The organism is Methylobacterium sp. NEAU K, from assembly GCF_030700285.1.
GTDB lineage: Bacteria > Pseudomonadota > Alphaproteobacteria > Rhizobiales > Beijerinckiaceae > Methylobacterium.
In genome coordinates this window covers 50,599-69,399 of the sequence record NZ_JAUYZJ010000021.1, presented here as the reverse complement: position 1 = coordinate 69,399, position 18,801 = coordinate 50,599, and the positions used below count along the sequence as shown (strand labels likewise).

19 protein-coding genes are annotated in these 18,801 nt (G+C 70.5%); 7 read left to right on the top strand and 12 right to left on the bottom strand.

The window, feature by feature from the left end; translation table 11 throughout:
* Positions 1-70 precede the first annotated feature (70 nt).
* The 4 genes from garD to Q8W67_RS17370 all read right to left on the bottom strand — a co-directional run bounded on the left by garD (position 71) and on the right by Q8W67_RS17370 (position 4,668).
* Positions 71-1,639, bottom strand: a complete 1,569-nt coding sequence (gene garD, locus Q8W67_RS17385; RefSeq protein ID WP_305547795.1) for a galactarate dehydratase — start codon at positions 1,637-1,639, stop codon at positions 71-73.
* Between the two features lie 23 nt (positions 1,640-1,662).
* Entirely contained in the window at positions 1,663-2,433 is a 771-nt protein-coding gene (locus Q8W67_RS17380) for an HpcH/HpaI aldolase/citrate lyase family protein (protein ID WP_305547793.1), read from the bottom strand.
* 111 nt (positions 2,434-2,544) lie between these two features.
* The gene (locus Q8W67_RS17375) at positions 2,545-3,435 is read right to left on the bottom strand and encodes a LysR substrate-binding domain-containing protein (RefSeq protein ID WP_305547791.1); all 891 of its coding nucleotides are present in this window, start codon (positions 3,433-3,435) and stop codon (positions 2,545-2,547) included.
* A 177-nt stretch (positions 3,436-3,612) separates the two neighbouring features.
* Positions 3,613-4,668 (bottom strand): branched-chain amino acid ABC transporter substrate-binding protein, encoded by a 1,056-nt coding sequence (locus tag Q8W67_RS17370; protein ID WP_305547783.1) that lies wholly within the window; start codon positions 4,666-4,668, stop codon positions 3,613-3,615.
* 558 nt (positions 4,669-5,226) lie between these two features.
* Here Q8W67_RS17370 and Q8W67_RS17365 point away from each other — a divergent pair.
* Positions 5,227-7,899 (top strand): glucosidase, encoded by a 2,673-nt coding sequence (locus Q8W67_RS17365; protein WP_305547850.1) that lies wholly within the window; start codon positions 5,227-5,229, stop codon positions 7,897-7,899.
* A gap of 30 nt (positions 7,900-7,929) precedes the next feature.
* Here Q8W67_RS17365 and Q8W67_RS17360 read toward each other — a convergent pair whose 3' ends face one another.
* The 3 genes from Q8W67_RS17360 to Q8W67_RS17350 all read right to left on the bottom strand — a co-directional run bounded on the left by Q8W67_RS17360 (position 7,930) and on the right by Q8W67_RS17350 (position 9,669).
* Entirely contained in the window at positions 7,930-8,244 is a 315-nt protein-coding gene (locus tag Q8W67_RS17360) for a hypothetical protein (protein WP_305547780.1), read from the bottom strand.
* Between the two features lie 191 nt (positions 8,245-8,435).
* Positions 8,436-8,702 carry a hypothetical protein gene (locus Q8W67_RS17355; RefSeq protein ID WP_305547778.1) on the bottom strand — a complete coding sequence of 89 codons (267 nt, stop codon included), beginning with the start codon at positions 8,700-8,702 and terminating at the stop codon, positions 8,436-8,438.
* A gap of 415 nt (positions 8,703-9,117) precedes the next feature.
* Positions 9,118-9,669 (bottom strand): hypothetical protein, encoded by a 552-nt coding sequence (locus tag Q8W67_RS17350; RefSeq protein WP_305547776.1) that lies wholly within the window; start codon positions 9,667-9,669, stop codon positions 9,118-9,120.
* Positions 9,670-10,022: 353 nt separating this feature from the next.
* Between Q8W67_RS17350 and Q8W67_RS17345 the strand changes: the two genes are divergently transcribed.
* The 6 genes from Q8W67_RS17345 (at position 10,023) to Q8W67_RS17320 (ending at position 14,119) form a co-directional block, all read left to right on the top strand.
* A complete protein-coding gene (locus tag Q8W67_RS17345; RefSeq protein WP_305547774.1) occupies positions 10,023-10,622 on the top strand; it encodes a PAS domain-containing protein in 600 nt (199 codons plus the stop codon).
* Between the two features lie 77 nt (positions 10,623-10,699).
* On the top strand, positions 10,700-11,050 hold the full coding sequence (locus Q8W67_RS17340; protein WP_305547772.1) for a hypothetical protein: 351 nt from the start codon (positions 10,700-10,702) through the stop codon (positions 11,048-11,050).
* A 4-nt stretch (positions 11,051-11,054) separates the two neighbouring features.
* On the top strand, positions 11,055-11,840 hold the full coding sequence (locus Q8W67_RS17335; RefSeq protein ID WP_305547770.1) for a sulfite exporter TauE/SafE family protein: 786 nt from the start codon (positions 11,055-11,057) through the stop codon (positions 11,838-11,840).
* A 294-nt stretch (positions 11,841-12,134) separates the two neighbouring features.
* Positions 12,135-12,644 carry a ferritin-like domain-containing protein gene (locus tag Q8W67_RS17330; protein ID WP_305547768.1) on the top strand — a complete coding sequence of 170 codons (510 nt, stop codon included), beginning with the start codon at positions 12,135-12,137 and terminating at the stop codon, positions 12,642-12,644.
* Between the two features lie 325 nt (positions 12,645-12,969).
* Positions 12,970-13,167, top strand: a complete 198-nt coding sequence (locus Q8W67_RS17325) for a hypothetical protein (RefSeq protein WP_305547766.1) — start codon at positions 12,970-12,972, stop codon at positions 13,165-13,167.
* Positions 13,168-13,471: 304 nt separating this feature from the next.
* Complete coding sequence (locus Q8W67_RS17320) at positions 13,472-14,119, top strand: TetR/AcrR family transcriptional regulator (protein WP_305547764.1); 648 nt, start codon at positions 13,472-13,474, stop codon at positions 14,117-14,119.
* 43 nt (positions 14,120-14,162) lie between these two features.
* Here the strand turns inward: Q8W67_RS17320 and Q8W67_RS17315 are convergent, their stop codons facing one another.
* From Q8W67_RS17315 to Q8W67_RS17295, 5 genes are all read right to left on the bottom strand, one after another.
* A complete protein-coding gene (locus tag Q8W67_RS17315; protein ID WP_305547762.1) occupies positions 14,163-14,507 on the bottom strand; it encodes a DUF1330 domain-containing protein in 345 nt (114 codons plus the stop codon).
* A 65-nt stretch (positions 14,508-14,572) separates the two neighbouring features.
* Positions 14,573-15,265, bottom strand: coding sequence for an orotidine-5'-phosphate decarboxylase (pyrF, locus tag Q8W67_RS17310; RefSeq protein ID WP_305547760.1), 693 nt, complete (start codon positions 15,263-15,265; stop codon positions 14,573-14,575).
* A 69-nt stretch (positions 15,266-15,334) separates the two neighbouring features.
* Positions 15,335-15,967, bottom strand: a complete 633-nt coding sequence (locus Q8W67_RS17305) for a uracil-DNA glycosylase family protein (protein WP_305547758.1) — start codon at positions 15,965-15,967, stop codon at positions 15,335-15,337.
* Positions 15,968-16,105: 138 nt separating this feature from the next.
* On the bottom strand, positions 16,106-18,301 hold the full coding sequence (locus tag Q8W67_RS17300) for a xanthine dehydrogenase family protein molybdopterin-binding subunit (protein ID WP_305547756.1): 2,196 nt from the start codon (positions 18,299-18,301) through the stop codon (positions 16,106-16,108).
* 44 nt (positions 18,302-18,345) lie between these two features.
* Positions 18,346-18,801, bottom strand: a complete 456-nt coding sequence (locus Q8W67_RS17295; RefSeq protein WP_305547754.1) for a (2Fe-2S)-binding protein — start codon at positions 18,799-18,801, stop codon at positions 18,346-18,348.

Below are 18,801 nucleotides of genomic sequence, written 5' to 3'. Positions count from 1 at the left end.
GGCTGCCTACCAGGGTCCGGCCAAGCTGACGATGACGCGGAACGCATGCCCCCGTCGCGGGCGCCCGGTCTCAGGTGATCGGGGCGGGATTGAATAGGGTCAGGTCGTTGAACAGGCCCCATCGGTCGGACCAGGGCCGCGTGCGCCCGCTCGCCACGTCGAGGATCAGGTGGAACAGCTCCCAGCCGACCTGCTCGATCGTGGCCGCGCCGGTTGCGATGCGGCCGGCATCGAGGTCGATCAGGTCGGACCAGCGCTCGGCGAGTTCCGTGCGGGTCGCGACCTTGATCACCGGGGCCTGGGCGAGGCCGTAGGGCGTGCCGCGGCCGGTGGAGAACACCTGGAGGGTGATGCCCGAGGCGAGCTGGAGTGTGCCGCAGACGAAGTCGCTGGCCGGGGTCGCGGCGAAGATCAGCCCCTTCTCGCGCACGCGCTCGCCCGGCGCCAGCACCCCGGAGATCGCGCCCGTGCCGGACTTGGCCACCGAGCCCAGGGCCTTCTCGACGATGTTGTTGAGGCCGCCCTTCTTGTTGCCGGGGGAGGGGTTGGCCCGGCGGTCGGCCTCGCCCTTGGCGAGATAGGCATCGTACCACGCCATCTCGCGGATCAGCGCCTGCGCGACCTCCGGAGTCTTCGCCCGGGGGGTCAGGAGGTGGATCGCGTCGCGCACCTCCGTCACTTCCGAGAACATGACCGTGGCACCGCAGCGCACGAGGAGGTCGGCCGCGAAGCCGAGCGCCGGGTTGGCGGTGACGCCCGAGAAGGCGTCGCTGCCGCCGCATTGCAGCCCGACCACGAGGTCGGCAGCCGGACAGGTCTCGCGCCGGCGCCGGTTCAGCACCTCCAGGCGCGCCTCCGCCATCGCCAGGATGCTGTCGATCATCGCCGAGAAGCCCCGGTGGCGCTCGTCCTGGAGGCGCACCACCCCGACCCCGGGCTCCGTGCCGTCCGGCAGGAGCCGCTCCGAGACGAGCTTCTCGCAGCCAAGCCCAACGACCATGACTTCGCCGCCGAAATTGGGGTTCCGGGCCAGGCTCTGGAGGGTCCGGATCGAGATCACGGCCTCGGGGGCATTGATGGCGACGCCGCAGCCATAGGCATGGGTCAGGCCGACCACGTCGTCGACATTGGGAAAGCGCGGCAGCAGCTCCTGCTTGATCCGCCGGATCGCCACGTCGAGGGTGCCGGCGACGCATTGCACGCTGATCGAGATCGCCAGGATGTTCTTGGTGCCCACCGACCCGTCCGGGTTGCGGTAGCCCTCGAACGTGTAGCCGTCGAGCGGGGGCAGGGGTGCCGGCACGCGGGTGGCGAGATCCAGGGTCTCGAGGGCGGGGGCGACCGGCGTCGCGACCCGGGATTCCTCCACCCAGGCGCCGCGCGGGATCGCCCGGGTGGCGATGCCCACCACCTCGCCGTAGCGGCGCACCGCCCCGCCCTCCGGAATGTCCACGAGCGCGACCTTGTGGCCCTCCGGCACGAACTCGACGAGTTCCAGCCCGTCTGGGAAGACCGTGCCGGCGGGCAGCCCGAAGGCGTTGACCACGATGGCGACGTTGTCGCACGCGCTCAGGCGGATCGTGCGCGGCACGTCCCCGGCCGGGCGCGCGCGGGTCGGGGCTTTGATCTCGGCCGGCATCGGATGCTCCCCCGCCGTGGCGATCAGACGCCGGACCGAATGCGCGCGGCCAGTGCCTCGGCACCGCGTGCCAGCAGACCCAGATCCGATCCGACCGCGGTGAAGCGGGTGCCGGCGGCCATATAGCGACGGGCCAGCTCCTCGTTCGGCGTGAGGATGCCGGCATGCTTGCCGGCCTTCACGATGCGGGCGACCGCCTCCTCGATGGTGCGGACCACCTCCGGGTGGCCCTGCTGGCCGAGATAACCCAGGCTGGTGGAGAGGTCGCCCGGCCCGATGAACAGACCGTCCACGCCCTCGACGCCGGCGATCGCCTCCAGATTGTCCAGGGCCCGGCGCGATTCGATCTGCACCGCCACGAAGAGTTCGGCCTCGCAGCGGGCGTGGTAATCGGGGATGCGGCCGAACCGGGCGGCGCGGGGCGCCTGCGAGAAGCCGCGCAGGCCGCGGGGCGCGTAGCGCGTCGCCGCGACGACCCGCCGGGCCTGCTCGGCATCATCGACGTTGGGGACCATCAGCGACTGCGCCCCCGCGTCGAGGACGCGCTTGATGGTGACGGCATCGTCGCTCGGTACCCGCACCATCGGATGGGTGGCGTTCTCCATCATCGCCTGGAGCTGGGCGTAGATGTCCCGAAGGTCGTTGGCCGAGTGCTCCATGTCGAGGAGCAGCCAATCCAAGCCGGCGCCGGCGACGATTTCCGTGGAGATCGGGCTGGCGAGGCTGCACCACAGGCCGATCTGCTGGCGCCCCTCCGCGAGGGCCGCCTTGAAGCGGTTGGTGAGGCGGTCCATCGCGATCCCTCCCGGCGCGCCGAGGCGGCGCGGACGTCCGCCATCACGCGCAGCCTTCCCCTCCGGGGTCAAAGCCAAAGGCTGGATCGATCGATGCGGCGCCGGCATCGTTCAGGCCGCGTGCATCTCCGTGACGATCGAGACCAGCGGCGCGATCAGCGGATCGTCCGCGTCCCGCCGCCAGGCCAGGAACAGCTCGGCCGGTCGCGGGGCGGGCAGCAGCAGGGGCCGGAACACGACGCCCTCGAAGCGCAGGCGTTCGGCCGCCGCCGGCACCAGGGCGATCCCGAGCGCGGCCCGGACCAGGGCCAGGATCGCGTGGATCTGGGTCAGATGCTGCACGATCCGGGGCTGGATCTCGGCCTCGGCGAACAGGCCGAGGACGAGGTCGTGGAAGTAGCGGGCCTCGTTCGGCGCGTAGGCGATGATTGGTTCGCGTCCGAGATCGCCGGGGGTGAGATGCTCGCGCGCGGCCAGGGGATTCCCGGCCGGGAGCGCCACCACGAGCGGCTCGGCCAGGGCCCGGACGGCGATCAGGTCCGGATGCGTGACCGGCGGCCGCACCAGGGCGGCGTCGATGCGTCCGGCGAGCAGATCCTCGATCTGATCTTTGCTCACCATCTCGCGCAGGGAGAGCGTGACATCGGGCAGCGTCCGCCGGAGCGCGGTGACGAGGCGCGGCAGGAAGTCGTAGGCCGAGGCCGCGGTGAAGCCGAGCTTCAGGACGCCCGCGCGCCCGGCCGCGACCTGCCGGGTGACCTGGGTCGCGGTCTCGGCGAGCCGCAGGATGCGCTGGGCCTCGGGCAGGAAGCTCCGCCCGGCCGCGGTCAACCGGACGGAGCGGCTGGTGCGCTCCAGGAGCTGCACGTCGAGGATCCGCTCCAGCACCTGGATCTGCCGCGACAGGGGCGGCTGCGTCATGTTCAGCCGGGCGGCCGCGCGCCCGAAATGCAGTTCCTCCGCGACGGCGACGAAGCACCGGAGCTGGCTGAAATCGAACATCGATCCTCCCCTGCGCGCCGCGACGCGGACAGGGAGCATGAAGCCTCGGCGCCAGCCCTCGACCATTCGACCTATGGCGGCTCCCGATTCCGTCGGATCGAGTCGCCGCGTCCAGGCCCCATCGCAGGTGTGCGCAGGACCGGGATCGGGCCCGGTGGCGCGCCCCCCGGACCGGGCTTACTGCGTCAGCTCGTTGCCGGCGTAGTCGATCTTGCCGTCGGCGCCCTTCTTCCACTCGTACATGACGTAGTCGAGCCGGGTGATGTCGCCCTTCTTGTCGTAGGCGATCGGCCCGACCACGGTGTCGATGCTCTTGCCCTGGTGCAGCCAGTCGGCGAGCGTCTTGCCGTCGCTGGAGCCGGTCTCGGCCATCGCCTTGGCGAGCACCTGCACCGCCGCGTAGCCGTACAGGGTGAAGGCTTCGGGATCGATGCCCCTGGCATTGAACACGGCGACCGTCGCCTTGGCGTTCGGGTTCCTGCGCGGATCCGGCGGGAACGTCATCAGCGTGCCCTCGGCGGCCGGGCCGGCGATCTGCACGAATTCCCTGTCGGCCACGGCGTCACCGCCCGTCACGATCGCCTTCAGCCCCTGGTCGCGCATCTGGCGCAGGATCAGCCCCGCCTCGGTGTGGTAGCCGCCGTAATAGACCACGTCGATGTTGGCCGATTTCAGCTTGGAGACCAGCGCCGAATAGTCCTTCTCGCCCGGATTGATGCCCTCGAGCAGAACCTCCTTGCCGCCCTTGGCCTTGAGCGCCTTCAGGGTCTCCTCGGCCAGGCCCTTGCCGTAGGGGGTCTTGTCGTGGACGAAGGCGATCTTCTTGCCCTTGAAGTGCTCGGCGAGATACGTGCCCGCCACCGTGCCCTGCTGGTCGTCGCGGCCGCAGGTGCGGAACGTGTTCCACATCCCGCGCTCGGTGAACTTCACGTTCGTCGAGGCCGGGGTGACCTGGATGATGCCGGCGTCGAGATAGACGTCGGAAGCCGGGATCGACACGCCGGAATTGAATGTGCCGACGACCATCTTCACGCCGTCGCCGGCGAACTTGTTGGCCACCGAGACGCCCTGCTTCGGGTCGGAGGCGTCGTCGCCGATGAGGATCTCGAGCGTCCGGCCCTTGATCCCACCGGCCTTGTTGATGTCATCGATCGCCTGGCTCGCTCCGTTCCTGATCTGCGCGCCGAACGCCGCGTACGGCCCGGTCAAGGGCGCGGCGACGCCGATCTTCATGGGCCCGCTCCCCTCCTGAGCCCTCGCGGGCCCTATCGCCAGGAGCCCGAGGAGACCGATCGTCAGGGTCGCTTTCACGATGTTCTCCTCGATCTAAAGAGCAAGACGGCCGGCGGGGACAGGCAGGATCGATGCCGCAGCCTGCGGCACACGATAGCCGGCGGCGCGTGATGCATCTTTTCAGTCGCGCGAGCATCCGTCGATCTCGCGAACCGAAGTGCCAGTCTGCGATCTTAGCCCGAAGGATGCGGAGGCGTGCATCGCCCCGGTCCTGATCCGCGCGCCGCTGGCTGCGGTCGCCGGATATGACCGTCGATCGAGACGAACGGGGACTGGGGACAGGGCCGCCCCGCTCTCCGTCTCACGGATCCCGGTGAGGCGGAGCGGCGGCGTGATCGCGGCCATCTCCGCCCGGGGGCGCCTCCGGCGCGAGGCGGAATGGCTTCGATGATGCATCCGGCCGGCGAGTCCGCCGCAGCCTTCGAGACCGATGACCGCTCCTCACGCCCTCTGCACGCTCTCGCGCACGCGGCCCGCCCCGCGCCCGGGACGCGGCTGATGAGCCCGTACGAGGACGACTCGGTGGATTGGGCGGAGCGCCGCCGCATCGCCGAGCAGGGCCGAGGCGACCGGGCCTGGTCCTTGTGGGGGCCCTATCTCAGCGAGCGGCAATGGGGGACGGTGCGGGAGGATTGCAGTCCCGACGGCAATGCATGGCGCGCGCTGCCGCACGAGGAGGCCCGCTCCCGCGCCTATCGCTGGGGTGAGGACGGAATCGCCGGGATCTGCGACGAGCGCGGCGGTCTCTGCCTGGCGCTGGCCCTCTGGAACGGGCGCGACCGCATCCTCAAGGAGCGCCTGTTCGGCCTGACCAACGAGGAGGGCAACCACGGAGAGGATGTCAAGGAGATCTACCATTACCTCGACGCGGTCCCGAGCCACGCCTACCTCAAGCTGCTCTACCGCTATCCGCAGGCAGCCTTCCCGTACGAAGAGCTCGTGCGTGAGAGCCTGCAGCGCGGGCGCGAGCAGCCCGAATACGAGATCGAGGATACGGGGATCTTCGCCGAGGACCGGTTCTTCGACGTGACGGTGGAATACGCCAAGGCCGATGCCGACGACATCCACGCGGTGATCACCGCGCTCAACCGGGGCCCCGAGACCGCCGAGCTCCACGTCATCCCGCAGCTCTGGTTCCGCAACACCTGGTCCTGGCAGGCCGGACAGGCGCGGCCGCGGATCGCCCGTGCCCCCGACGGCGGCGTGACCTGCGCGCACCCGCGGCTCGGACCGTACCGGCTCGCCTTCGACGGCGCGCCGGACCTCCTGTTCTGCGAGAACGACACCAACCTGCGGCTGCACGGCTGGCAGCCGGACGCCGCCGGGCCGTTCAAGGACGGCCTCCACGCGGCGATCGTCGGGGGCGACGCCGCGGCGGTGCGGCGGGATGCGGGCACCAAGCTCGGGCTGCACTACGCCTTGAGACTGGAACCCGGGGCGACCGCCCGGATCCGCCTGCGCCTGTCGGCCGGATCGCGGGTGCGCCCCGTCGACGGCGACGGCGCCCTGGTCGGGCGCCGGGTGGCCGAGGCTGACGCCTTCTACGACGCGTTGCAGGATGGCATCTCGGACCCGGATGCCCGGACGATCTTCCGGCAGGCGGCGGCCGGCCTGATCTGGTCGAAGCAGCTCTATTGCTACGACGTGCGCCGCTGGCTGGAGGGCGACCCGCTCCAGCCCGTGCCGCCCCGCGCGCGCGACGGCGGCCGCAACGGCCAGTGGCGCCACTTCGCGGCGGCCGACGTGCTGTCGATGCCGGACACCTGGGAGTACCCCTGGTTCGCGGCCTGGGACCTCGCCTTCCACTGCCTGCCGCTGGCGCTGCTGGATCCGGATTTCGCCAAGAAGCAGCTCCTGCTGCTCACCCGCGAATGGTACATGCACCCGAACGGCCAGCTGCCGGCCTACGAGTGGGAGTTCGGCGACGCCAACCCACCCGTCCATGCCTGGGCCGCCTACCGGGTGTTCGAGATCGACCGGGACCGAAGGGGCGGGCGCGGCGACCTCGCCTTCCTGGAGGGCGTGTTCCACAAGCTGCTGATCAACTTCACCTGGTGGGTGAACCGCAAGGACGCGCAGGGCCGCAACGTCTTCCAGGGCGGCTTCCTGGGGCTCGACAATGTCGGGGTGTTGGACCGGTCGCGCCCGCCCCCGGGCTTCGGGGTGATCCACCAGGCCGACGGCACCGCCTGGATGGCGATGTACGCGCTCAACATGATGCGCATTGCCCTGGAGCTCGCGCTCCACAACGACGTCTACGAGAGCACCGCCTCGAAGTTCTTCGAGCACTTCCTGCTCATCGCCGAGGCGATGACCGACATGGGCGGCGAGGGGTTCGGCCTGTGGGACGAGGCCGACGGATTCTATTACGACGAGGTCGACATCCCCGGGGGCGGGATGCTCCCCTTGCGGGTCCGCTCGATGGTCGGGCTGGTGCCGCTCTTCGCCGTGGAGGTGATCGAGCCAGCCGTGCTCCAGCGGCTGCCGGATTTCGCCCGGCGCCTGAATTGGGCACTGGAGAACCGGCCCCATCTCGCCCGCCTGGTGTCGCGCTGGAACGAGGGCGGCGTCAACGACCGCAAGCTCCTCTCGCTGCTGCGCGGCCACCGGATGAAGGCGCTGCTGCGGCGCATGCTCGACGAGGCCGAGTTCCTCTCACCCTACGGCGTGCGCTCGCTGTCGAAGGTCCACCGCGACGAGCCCTACGTGCTCAACGAGCTGGGGGGCTCGTTCACGGTCCGGTACGATCCGGCCGACTCGACCTCGAACATGTTCGGCGGCAACTCGAATTGGCGCGGGCCGGTGTGGATGCCGATGAACTACCTCATCGTCGAGGCGCTGCGGCGCTTCCACACCTATTACGGCGACGAGTTCCTGGTGGAATACCCGACCGGCTCCGGGACGACGCGCACGCTCAGCGCGATCGCGGACGCGCTTGAGGACCGCCTGATCGCCCTGTTCGCCAAGGATGTGCAGGGCCGCCGGCCCGCCCTCGGCACGCGCCCGCCGATCTCCCCGGCGCCCGGCGCCGAGGAGGCCCTGCTGTTCCACGAATTCTTCGACGGCGATACCGGACGGGGGCTCGGCGCCTCGCACCAGACCGGATGGACCGCGCTGATCGTCAACCTGCTGCGCGACCGCGCGCGGACGCGGTCGGCGCCTCGGGCGTGACCCGGCCGGGGCGGACCCGGCCAGCCCCCGTCAGCAGCTCAGCCGGCGGCCTTCGCGGCGTCCGAAGGTCCGGTAATGCGCGGCTCCGGACTCCATCTGGCCATTCGCGACGGCCCGGCGGACATCCGGGTTGCAGCGCAGGTACTCACGCTCGTCGAAGCCGCCATAGGCGCGCTCGCCGTAGCCGCGGTCCCGCTCCCGGTAGCCGCGGTCGCGATACCCGTAGCCCTCGCCGCGATCCCGGTCGCCGTACTCGTAATCCGGGCCGCGCGGCTGGGCCAGAGCCGGGCCGAACGCGCCCAGAACACCGAATCCCACGGCGGCCACTGCCAGAAACGCCTTCATGGTACCTACACTCCCTATCGGAGGCTTGAAACGCAGTGCGCCACAAATGGTTCGATCGGCCCGCCCCGACGCCTTTGTGCGGAGCGGCGGATCGAGCGGAATGCGCGCACGAAAAAGCCCGGCCGCGGTATCAACCCCGGACGGGCCTGAAGCAATGCAGCCGGGTCTATGCCGGCGGCGCCACCCCGTCGTTACATGCGGTGCATCATCTCGCGACGCATCATGCGATGGCGCATCTCACGGTGCATCATGCGACGCTCCATATGCCGCCGCATCATCCGGCGCTCCATGCGATGCCGCATCATGTGGCGCTCCATGCGGTCCATCTGGACGGTCGAGACGATGTCGGCCGGCGCGGCGAGGCCGGCTCCGCGTCCGATCGGGGCTGCGGAGGCGGGCGTCGCGACGGCGGCGCCGAGGGCGGCGAGCACAGCCGCGGTGATGATCGTTGTGCGCAAAAGATGTTTCCTCTCGTGCCGCCATCCAGGGCGGTGGTTCTTCACGAGGCCGCATCGGGAGCAGATCCTCCCATGGCCCAGCGCAGGAAGCCGTTGGCCGCCAAGATGGTTCCGCGGAGGATCGGACGCACCATGCGGCGCGATGTAGCCCCGATCGGCGAGCCGGATCATCCCGTTCGGACGTCGGCCGCGATCGCCGGTGGGGCAGGCCCATCGCGGAGGCGTCGGTCTCGCGTGCGTCGGAGGACCTTCGCCGGCGCACGCCGACAGTCCAAGCGGACGAGACGTCGGCAGTCCGATGCCTTCGTCCGCTCCGAGCATCGCCCCGACGAGGTGGCCGCCAGCATTTGGAAAAAGGGATGCCCGGCAAGGAGATCGCGCATCGCCCTCGGGCCGATCTCCACAGAACGATTCTCTAGCCTTCAAGCCGGGGCATCGCCCCAGAGTGCGATCCCGGACGAGCCATGCCGGCAGCGCCCGGGTCGGCGCGGAGGCGTCCATGCAGCTCCGGCTGCCCGGAGCGGGCCATCTCCAGGGCCGGTAACGCTAGGTTATGCGGCTCGCTGCGCAGCGCGATTTGGTTGACCTCAAGTGCATTCCTCCTCTTCATGAGAGGATTTTGCCGGACGTAACTGATGAATTCCTCAGCCGCTCGCAGCTTGTATCTGTTCTGCTCGGCATCTTCGGCCCTGAGGCGATCAGCCTCGATTTCCCGCAGCTTCGCCTCCTTCGCTTGATGCTGGAGTTCAAGCGAAGCAAAAGCAAGCCCGGTAGCCGCCCGGTCGAACAGGGCACTGATTTTCAGATTTGGGCTGGAGAATAAAATATACGCGATATTAGCCGCCAGAAAGGCGATCACAAAAAATACCGAGACATCCCCGGATCGACCACCAGCGATCCAAAAGATCAACACCGACGCCATGGCTAAGGTAGAAACTCCGAGCAAGATATATCGCAGAACCGCCATGATCTAGTCCAAGTTCATTCTTCGCTTGAATTAAAAAAATTTATAAAGGTTTCGGGCCAGAAAGGCAAATCCATCGGCGTTCCCGGGACATGCTCCTACGTGTGGTCGGCGCCGCCTTGCGCACGGCTCTAACCTCGATCCGCCGATCGCGTTCCACCGGCGACCGCCGCTCCTGGCCTAGCGGCTGCTGACGATCATCCGGCTCTGGATCGGTGCGCTATCGCAGGGATCGCCGATCGCCCTGGCATGCTCTATTCGGTCGACGATGGCTGAAACAATTGGTAAACAAGGCAATGCCGGGCGGTAGACGCCCCAGCGCAAGATCCCCATACGGATGTTGGATTATATCTTAAGTGGAACATTCCGACGACGTGGTATCCGAGGCGGCGCTGGCAACGGCTCTCGAATCATCCGGCGGCGTCGGCTTCTGGATGTGGGACATCATCGAAGATGATGCGCGCGCCGATCCGGTCGCCGCGCTGCTGTTCAACATAAGCCCTGCACGCTCCAGAGCGGGCGTCCGCCTGTCGGAGATCCTGGAAGCCGTACATTCCGAGGATCGTGCGCATATCTCGCAGGTCATACTGGACTGCGTCCGGTCCGGCGGCTCCTATACGGCGGAGTATCGCGTGTGCTCCACGGAGGGGCGGCTGCGCTGGGTCTTCACGCGCGGACACTTCTACCGGGATGAAAACGGTCGGCCGACAACGGGCCGGGGGGTCGTCGTCGAGATCTCGGACAGCAAGGCCGCCGGTGTCGCCTTCGCGATGCGCGACGGGACCACGATCGACGACGCCCTGAACAAGACCGCCGATCTGTGCCTGTCTCTCCACAATGCGGTCTCCCAGTTCGGCGATTCGCGCATCATCGCGTTGACGGAAACGTTGCTGCTCGAGGTCGGGAAACATCTCGCGGACCGGCAACGGTCTTCGCCCCAGGTCTCTCTTCATTGACCGGGACACAACGGGATCGCACGGCGGATGGCCTCGCCGCTGCCGGAACCGCCATGGGCGCCCGGAACGCCGCCTCCATGGCTCAGGACGCGGCGAAGGCGGGGGCGCCGACGAACCCGGCCGGAGGCGCCGGACCTCGCCGAGGGGCAATTCACGATCCTTCGGAAGACGGCGTGCGGGTCTTCGACAAAGTCGCCGGCCGGGATGGGATTCAGGCGCGGGATTTCGAAATCGCCGCCGCGGTGTGGCCCGCGGATCCGGGCCGGGCGCTCCGGGTTTCGCACGGATTGGAAGCGGGCTACGGTCAGGCCAATTGGAACGTGAGCTACGGTGGCTTCGAGGCGCCGGGGCCCGTCAAGGAGGGGACGCGCGAAGCGATGCAGGCGCAGTCCACCCGCGAGAAGACCGCCGTGATCGACCTGCGGTAAGGGGGTGGACACCATCGCCTTCCCGGCCGGCCTGTCGGACCAGCCCGGGCTGGTAGCCGGCCTCGCGGCGGCCATCTTCGCTGCCGCGCTGATCCGGGGCTTCACCGGGTTCGGGTTCGCCCTGGCGGCGGTGCCGCTGCTCGGCTTCTGGCTGCCGCCGAGCCAGTGCGTACCCCTCGCCGTCGGCCTGCAGTTCTGCGCAAGCCTGTCCGACCTGCCGCGGGCCCGGAAGAGCGCGCACTGGCCGTCGCTGCGCTGGCTGGTTGCCGGCACGGCGATCGGCTCGCCGCTGGGCGTGGCGGCGCTGGCGCTGGCGAGCCCGGACGTGGCGCGGTTGGCCATCGCCCTGGTCTGCGGCGGCGGGACGATCGCGCTGGTGCGCGGCTTCCGCTTCCCGGCGCCACCGGGCGGACGCGAGACCGTGATGGTCGGGCTGGCCGCCGGCCTGTGCAACGGGCTCGCGGCGATGCCGGGGCCGCCGGTGGTCGCCTATTACCTGGCGATGCCGCTGACCCCGCAGCAGGGGCGCGCCTCGCTGCTGGTGTTCTTCCTGGCGACCTCGGTCGCCAGCGTGATCAGCCTCGTGAGCGCCGGGCTCGTCGGGGCCTTCCTGGCGGTCCCGCTGGCGATCGGCATCCCGCTGATCCTGGTCGGCAGCCGGCTCGGCGAGCGCCTGCTGCGGCGCAGCGGCGGGCGCGGGCACCGGGCCCTGTCGATCCTGCTGCTCGGCGCCGTGGCGGCCGTCAGCGCCGCCCAGGCGGTCTCGCACCTGCTCGGGCCTGCGCCCTGAGACACGCCCCCGGACCCGCCGCCCCAGCCCGCCTCGATCCGGTCGGCGCGGATCGAGGCGAGACCCGGCCGGTGGCGGAGCTTGGTGGCTGCCGGCGCGGTGCGGGCCGGATCCAGGAAGTCGCTGCCGCCGTCGCGGATCGCGGCGCAGCCCCGGGGATCGGGTCGGGCACCCCGCGGATCGGCCTGGCGAAAGGCCGGCGCCTGCGACCTTCCGACCGGAACTTGGCCGTACGCCACCCGGGTTCCCCGGGTGAGCGGGCCCCCAGGACCCGCACCCCGTCGGAGGAAGCCCATGGCTATGGACGCGCGCGAGATCTACGTCACGGCCCTGAAGAACACCCACGCCCTCGAAATGCAGGCCCTGCAGATCATGGAGCGGCAGGTCGAGCGCCTGGAGCGCTATCCGGAGATGGAGCAGGCCCTGCGCCGCCACATCGAGGAGACGCACGGCCAGCGCCGGCGCCTGGAGGAAGCCCTCCAGAGCCTGGGCGACGGCCCCTCGGCGCTCAAGGAGGGTTTCCTGGGCTTCGTGGGGAACATGATGGCGCTGGGCCACGCGCCGGCTCAGGACGAGATCCTGAAGAACACCTACGCCAACCACGCCTTCGAGAACTTCGAGATCGCGGCCTACGAGTCCCTCCTCACGATCGGCGAGGCGGCCGGCCAGCAGGCCCATCGGACCGCCCTCCAGCAGTCGCTGAAGGAGGAGCAGGCCATGGCGGAGGCGGTCCGCGCGCTGATCAAGCCGACGACTGAGCGCTACATCGCGCTGACCACCTCGGGCGCCAAGGCCGACCGCTGACGCGTCCCCGCCGCCCGGCCGGTTTCCGAGGCATCGGCCGGGCAGGATCATCGTCGCCGGTGGGGGCGTGCGCACATGCCGGTCGGAGCCGCCCGATCGCCGGGCGGCCGGGGCGACGCGATCCTCGACCGCTGGCCGTGAGCGCCCTGGACCACACGCGGCAGATTTGAACCGTAATAGCCAAGCTCAGGCCAGGCGGGCCTGCGGACCTTCAGGACGCGAACACTCGATCCGTGTCGGATCGATCGAGAAAAACAGTCGCGTCGCGCGAACCGGAGTGCAGCGTGTCCGTTATGTCTTCGAACACGATCCCGGAGGGAAGGAAATGGCCAAGCACGAGATCCTCGGCTACTTCGAGCACCGCCGCGACGGGGCCTGGGTGTGCGTCCGGCCCTTCACCCTCACCACGCGGGACGCCAGCATCGACATCCGCCAGGGCATGCGCTTCGATTACGGCAAGCGCATCGGCGGCGTCGACCTCGCCGAGTACCTGGAGCGCCTCGGCTCCCAGTTCGGGTCGTAGGCAGGGCGGCTCGCCGCGCGGGCCGGCCAAAGATCTGATCCCATCCGCCTTCGACACGGCGCCGGGCACCTGCCCGGCGCCTTTTCGCCGTGCACGCCCCGCCCCACTCACACCGTCGGCCCGCCATCGGCCACCAGCGTGTGGCCGGCCATGTAATCGGACGCGGCCGAGGCGAGATAGTGGATCGCCCGGGCGATCGCCTTGGTCCGGTCGGGCCCGGTTCCAGGCGCCCCTCGGCCGCCGGCTATCCCGAGCCGGGTCGGGGTCTTTGACGCCCTGCGTGCCCGTGCCCTACTGAGAGCGCATGTCCCTGGCTGACCCGACTCCGGTGCTCGCAGAGGAGAGCGCGCCCACCACCCGCTGCCGCATCCTCGCGACCGCGGCGGAGTACTTTCGCGAGATCGGCTACCAGAAGACCACCGTGGCCGACATCGCCCGGGCGCTGAAGATGAGCCCGGCGAACGTCTACCGGTTCTTCGATTCGAAGAAGGCGATCAACGAGGCGGTGCTGGAGCGGCTGATCGGCGAGATCGAGGCCCTGGTCTCGGAGATTGCCGACCGTCCGGGGCTGAGCGCGACCGAGCGACTCGTGGCGGCGATCGACGTGCTGCACCGGGACTGCACGCGGCGCTGCCAGGAATTTCCCCGCCTCCACGAGATGGTCGAGGCGGCCATGGGCGAGAGCTGGGATGTCTGCCGCCACCACATCGCCCGGATCACCGCCGGGTTCGAGCGCATCATCCGCAACGGGGTGGGGCGCGGCGAGTTCGAGGCCGCCGACCCGGCGGAGGCCGCCGCCTGCGTCCATGCGGGCATCGCCCGCTACACCCATCCCCTGCTGGTCGGGCAATCGGCGCTCCAGCCGGTGCCGTCCCTGGAGGCCATGACGGCGTTCCTGCTTCGGGCCCTGGCGCCGACGCGCTCCGCCGGCTCGGATGCGGGGCGGCCGTAGGGACCACGCGTCCGATCGCCGTGCGGCCGCCTGCAGCCCCGCTCTATTCCGAGGCCGGACCGGCCTCCGGCGCCGCCTCGGAGGCGCTCGGCTGCGGGCCGTCATAGCCCTCGATCACGAGGATCTCGGCCTCGACCCCGCCCCGCTGCTTGGCCTTGGCCGCCTGATAGAGGTCGGAGTTCCAGCAGGCGAGGGCGTCGGCGTAGCTCGGGAACTCGATCACCACATTGCGGGACCGGGCCTGCCCCATCACCGACTCGAAGGCCCCGCCGCGCACCAGGAAGCGGCCGCCATGCTTGGCGAAGGCGGCGCCGTTGGCTGCCACGTAGTCCTTGTAGGCCTCCGCGTCGCGGACATCGACCCGCGCGATCCAGTAGCCCTTCGCCATCCTGCGTCTCCTCGGTTGCCGAGCCAAGTGGGTCCGCACCGCCCGAAGGCAATCCCGGCGGGAGATCAGGTCAGCTCGGCCACGATCGCCCGCGCCACCGCGCGCGGGTCGGGGGCGCCGGTAATCGGGCGCCCGACCACGACGTGGTCGATCCCGGCGGCCCGCGCCGCTCCGGGCGTCATCACCCGCTTCTGATCGCCGGCCTCCGCGCCCGCCGGGCGGATCCCCGGGGTGACGATCAGCCGGTCCGGCCCGACGATGCGCCGGACAGAGGCGGCCTCGGCAGCGGAGCAGACGAGGCCGTCAACCCCGATCTCCGCGGCCTGGGCGGCACGCTTGGCCACGAGTTCCGCCACCGGCAGGGCGTAGCCGGCCTCCGCGGCGTCGGCATCGTCGTAGGAGGTCAGCACCGTCACGGCGAGGATCTTCAGGCCCGCGCCCCGGCCGCGCACGGCCGCCCGCATCGTCTGCGGATAGGCATGCACGGTGAGGAAGGCGGCGCCCAGCGCCGAGGCCGAGCGCACGCCCTCCTCGACGGTGTTGCCGATGTCATGCAGCTTCAGGTCCAGGAAGACCTTGAGGCCCCTGGCCGCCAGACGCTCGGCCAGCGCCAGGCCGCCCGCATAGGCCAGCCGGTAGCCGATCTTGTAGAAGGTCGCGGCATCGCCGATCCGGTCGATCAGCGCTTCCGCCTCCGGCACGCCGGGGAGGTCGAGGGCCACGATCAGGCGGTCGCGGGGATCGGCACTCTCGGTCATCGGGGCATCCTTCGGGCTGGCGGCACCGACCATGCGGAACACCGGCGAGTCAATGCCGAGGCGGCCGGATCAGTCCGCCAGCACCCGCGCCACCTCCGCCTTCAGCACCGGCAGCAGCTCGGTCTCGAACCAGGGCTCGCGCTTGAGCCAGCCGTTGTTGCGCCAGGACGGATGGGGCAGGGGCAGCACCCGGGGGCGGCGGGGCTCCGCGAGGATCGCGCGCCAGCGCCGCACCGTGCCGGTGAGCCCGCCCTCCAGCCGGCCCAGATGCCAGCCCTGCGCGTACTGGCCGATCACCAGGATCAGGTCGAGGTCCGGCAGGCCGGCGAACAGCTCGGCCCGCCAGCGCTCGGCGCATTCCCGGCGCGGCGGCCGGTCGCCGCCCTTGGCGTCGAGACCGGGGAAGCAGGAGCCCATCGGCACGATCGCGACCTTGGCGGGGTCGTAGAACTGCGTCTCGTCGAGGCCGAGCCAGGCGCGCAGCCGCACGCCCGAAGGGTCCATGAACGGCAGGCCGGTGCGGTGGGCCCGGGTGCCGGGGGCTTGGCTCGCCACGCACAGGCGCGCGCCGGTGCTCCCCTGCACGATCGGCCGCGGCTCCTGGGGCAGAGGCGGCCCGTAGAGCGGGCTGTCCCGGCAGATGCGGCAGGCCCGCAACCGGGCGGCGGTGTCCTCGAACGGGGAGGGGGCGGAGGTGGGCATCAGGCCAGAGATGGCGTCTCGCGGCCCGGAAAAAAGAAACGGCGCGGTATCGCGCCGCGCCGTCTTCAGTCGGGTCTCTTGCCTTGGGGGGAAGGCCCCCGTCCTACACCGGACCGTACCGGCGGGACGTGCGATTCCTCACGCTCCCTTCACGCCCGAGAGGTCGAGGGGCAGCGCGCGCAGGCGCCGGCCGGTGGTGGCGAACACCGCGTTGGCGATGGCGGGCGCCAGCACGGGAACCCCCGGCTCGCCGATCCCGGTCGGCGCGACCCGGCTCGGCACGATGTGGACGTCGACGTGGGGCATCTCGCTCATCCGGGTCGGCGCGTAGGTGTCGAAATTGTGCTCCTGCACATGCCCGTCCTTCAAGGTGATGCGGTTCCTCAGCACCGCCGACAGGGCGAAGCCCACCGCACCCTCGACCTGCGCCCGGATCACGTCCGGGTTGACCGGCACGCCGACATCCACCGCCGCGACGATGCGGTTCACCCGGATCCCGGCCTCCTGCGCGGTGACGTCGGCCACCATCGCCACGTAGGAGCCGAACGATTCGTGGACCGCGACCCCGAGGCCGCGGCCCTTCTCGGCGGGCTTGCTCGTCCAGCCGGCCTTGTCGGCGGCGAGCTTCAGCACGGCGGAGAGCCGCGGCGCCTGCGCGAGCAGCGACAGCCGGTAGGCGACCGGATCGACGTCGGCGGCGTGCGCCAGCTCGTCGACCATCACCTCCATCACGTGCGCCGTATGGGTGTGGCCGACCGAGCGCCACCACAGGACCGGCACGCCCTCGCGGCCGTTATGGACGCCGAACCGGTACGCCGGGAGCGCGTAGGGCGTGTCGGAGGCGCCCTCCACGGTGGTGGCGTCGATGCCGTCCTTGACGATCATCGCCTCGAAGGGCGAGCCGATCATGATCGACTTGCCGACCATGACGTGGTCCCAGCCGACCACCGCGCCCTTGGCGTCGATGCCGGCCCGGACCTTGTGCAGCACGGTCGGGCGGTAATAACCGCCGGCCATGTCGTCCTCGCGGGTCCAGACGAGGTGCACCGGGGCCTTCTCGCCCGACGCCTTCAGGACGGTCGCGGCCTCCGCGAGGTAGTCGGCGGTGGGTGTCGCCCGGCGCCCGAAGGAGCCGCCCGCCCAGTTGCTGTGGAGCCGCACCCGGTCGGGCGTCACCCCGAGGATCGCCGCCATGGTCGCCTGCTCGACGGTCTGGAACTGGAAGCCGGCATAGACGTCGTAGCCGCCATCCGGTGCCCGCTCGATCGTGGCGTTCAGGGGCTCCATCGCGGCGTGGGCGAGGTACGGGAAGGTGAACTCGGCCTCGATCACCTTGGCGGCGCCCTTGAGCGCGGCCTGCGGGTCGCCGCGCTCGGAGGCGGTGAGGCCGGGGCCCTTGGCGCGCTCGCGGTACTCGGACAGGATCGCCTCGGACGAGCGGGTCTCGGCGGTGCTGTCGTCCCAGGCGACGGTGAGCGCCTCGCGGCCCTTCATGGCCGACCACGTGTCGCGGGCGATCACCGCCACGCCGGTGGGGACCTGCACCACGTCGAGCACGCCTGCGACCTTGCGGGCGGCGGCGGCGTCGAAGGACGCCACGGTGGCGCCGAAGCGCGGCGCGCGCGCCACCACGGCGGTCAGCTGGTTCGGACGGCGGATGTCCAGGGAATAGACCGCCGTGCCGTCGGTCTTGGCCACGGAATCGAGGCGCGGCACCTTGGTGCCGATCAGCCGCCACTCGCTCGGGTCCTTGAGCCGCGGCTCGGAGGGAATCGGAAGCGCCGCGGCCGAGGCCGCCAGCTCCCCGAACCGGGCCTGCCGGCCGGACGGCGCGTGGTGCACCACGCCCTCGGCCACCGTGATCTGCGCCACCGGCACCTTCCAGCGGAAGGCGGCCTCGGCCATCAGCATCTCGCGGGCGGCCGCCCCGGCCTTGCGCAGCTGGAACCAGGAATTGGCCACCGCGGTGGAGCCGCCGGTGCCCTGGATCGGGCCCATCAGGCTGTTGTTGTAGAGTGCCGCATCCGCGGGCGCGAATTCGGTGCGGACATTCTTCCAGTCGGCGCCGAGCTCGTCGGCCAGGATCGTGGCGAGCCCGGTCGTGTTCCCCTGGCCCATGTCGAGATGCTTAATCACCACCGTGACGGTGTCGTCCGGGGCGATCCGCACGAAGGCGTTGGGCTGGGCCTTGACGGCGGCGAGGTCCGGGCCGGCGGCGGCGCGGGCGGGCTTCGCGTCGAGCCGGAAGGCGATCACGATGGCGCCGGCTCCCGCGAGGATCCCGCGTCGGCTGGGTCTGGCGGAGGGGTGGTTCGGTCGACGGACGTTCAGCATGGCGGCGATGCTCCGGTCAGGACCGCGGGGACGGGCGGGGACAATCAGGCGAGGGTGCGGGCGGCTTCGTGGATCGCGGCGCGGATGCGCTGGTAGGTGCCGCAGCGGCAGATGTTGCCGTCCATGGCGCCGTCGATATCGGCGTCGCTGGGCTTGGCGTTGCCCGACAGGAGTCCGATCGCCGACATGATCTGGCCGGACTGGCAGTAGCCGCACTGCACGACGTCGAGCTTGCGCCACGCCGCCTGGACGGCCTCGGCCACCCGGCCCGACACGCCCTCGATGGTCGTGACCTGCGCGGTGCCGACATCGCCGAGCCGCGTCTGGCAGGCGCGCACCGGCTGTCCGTCGAGATGGATCGTGCAGGCGCCGCACTGCGCGATGCCGCAGCCGTACTTGGTCCCGGTCGCGTCCAGGCGGTCGCGCAGCACCCAGAGCAGCGGCATGGCCGGGTCGGCGTCGACCTCGTGGGTCTGACCGTTGACGGTGAGCTTCGGCAT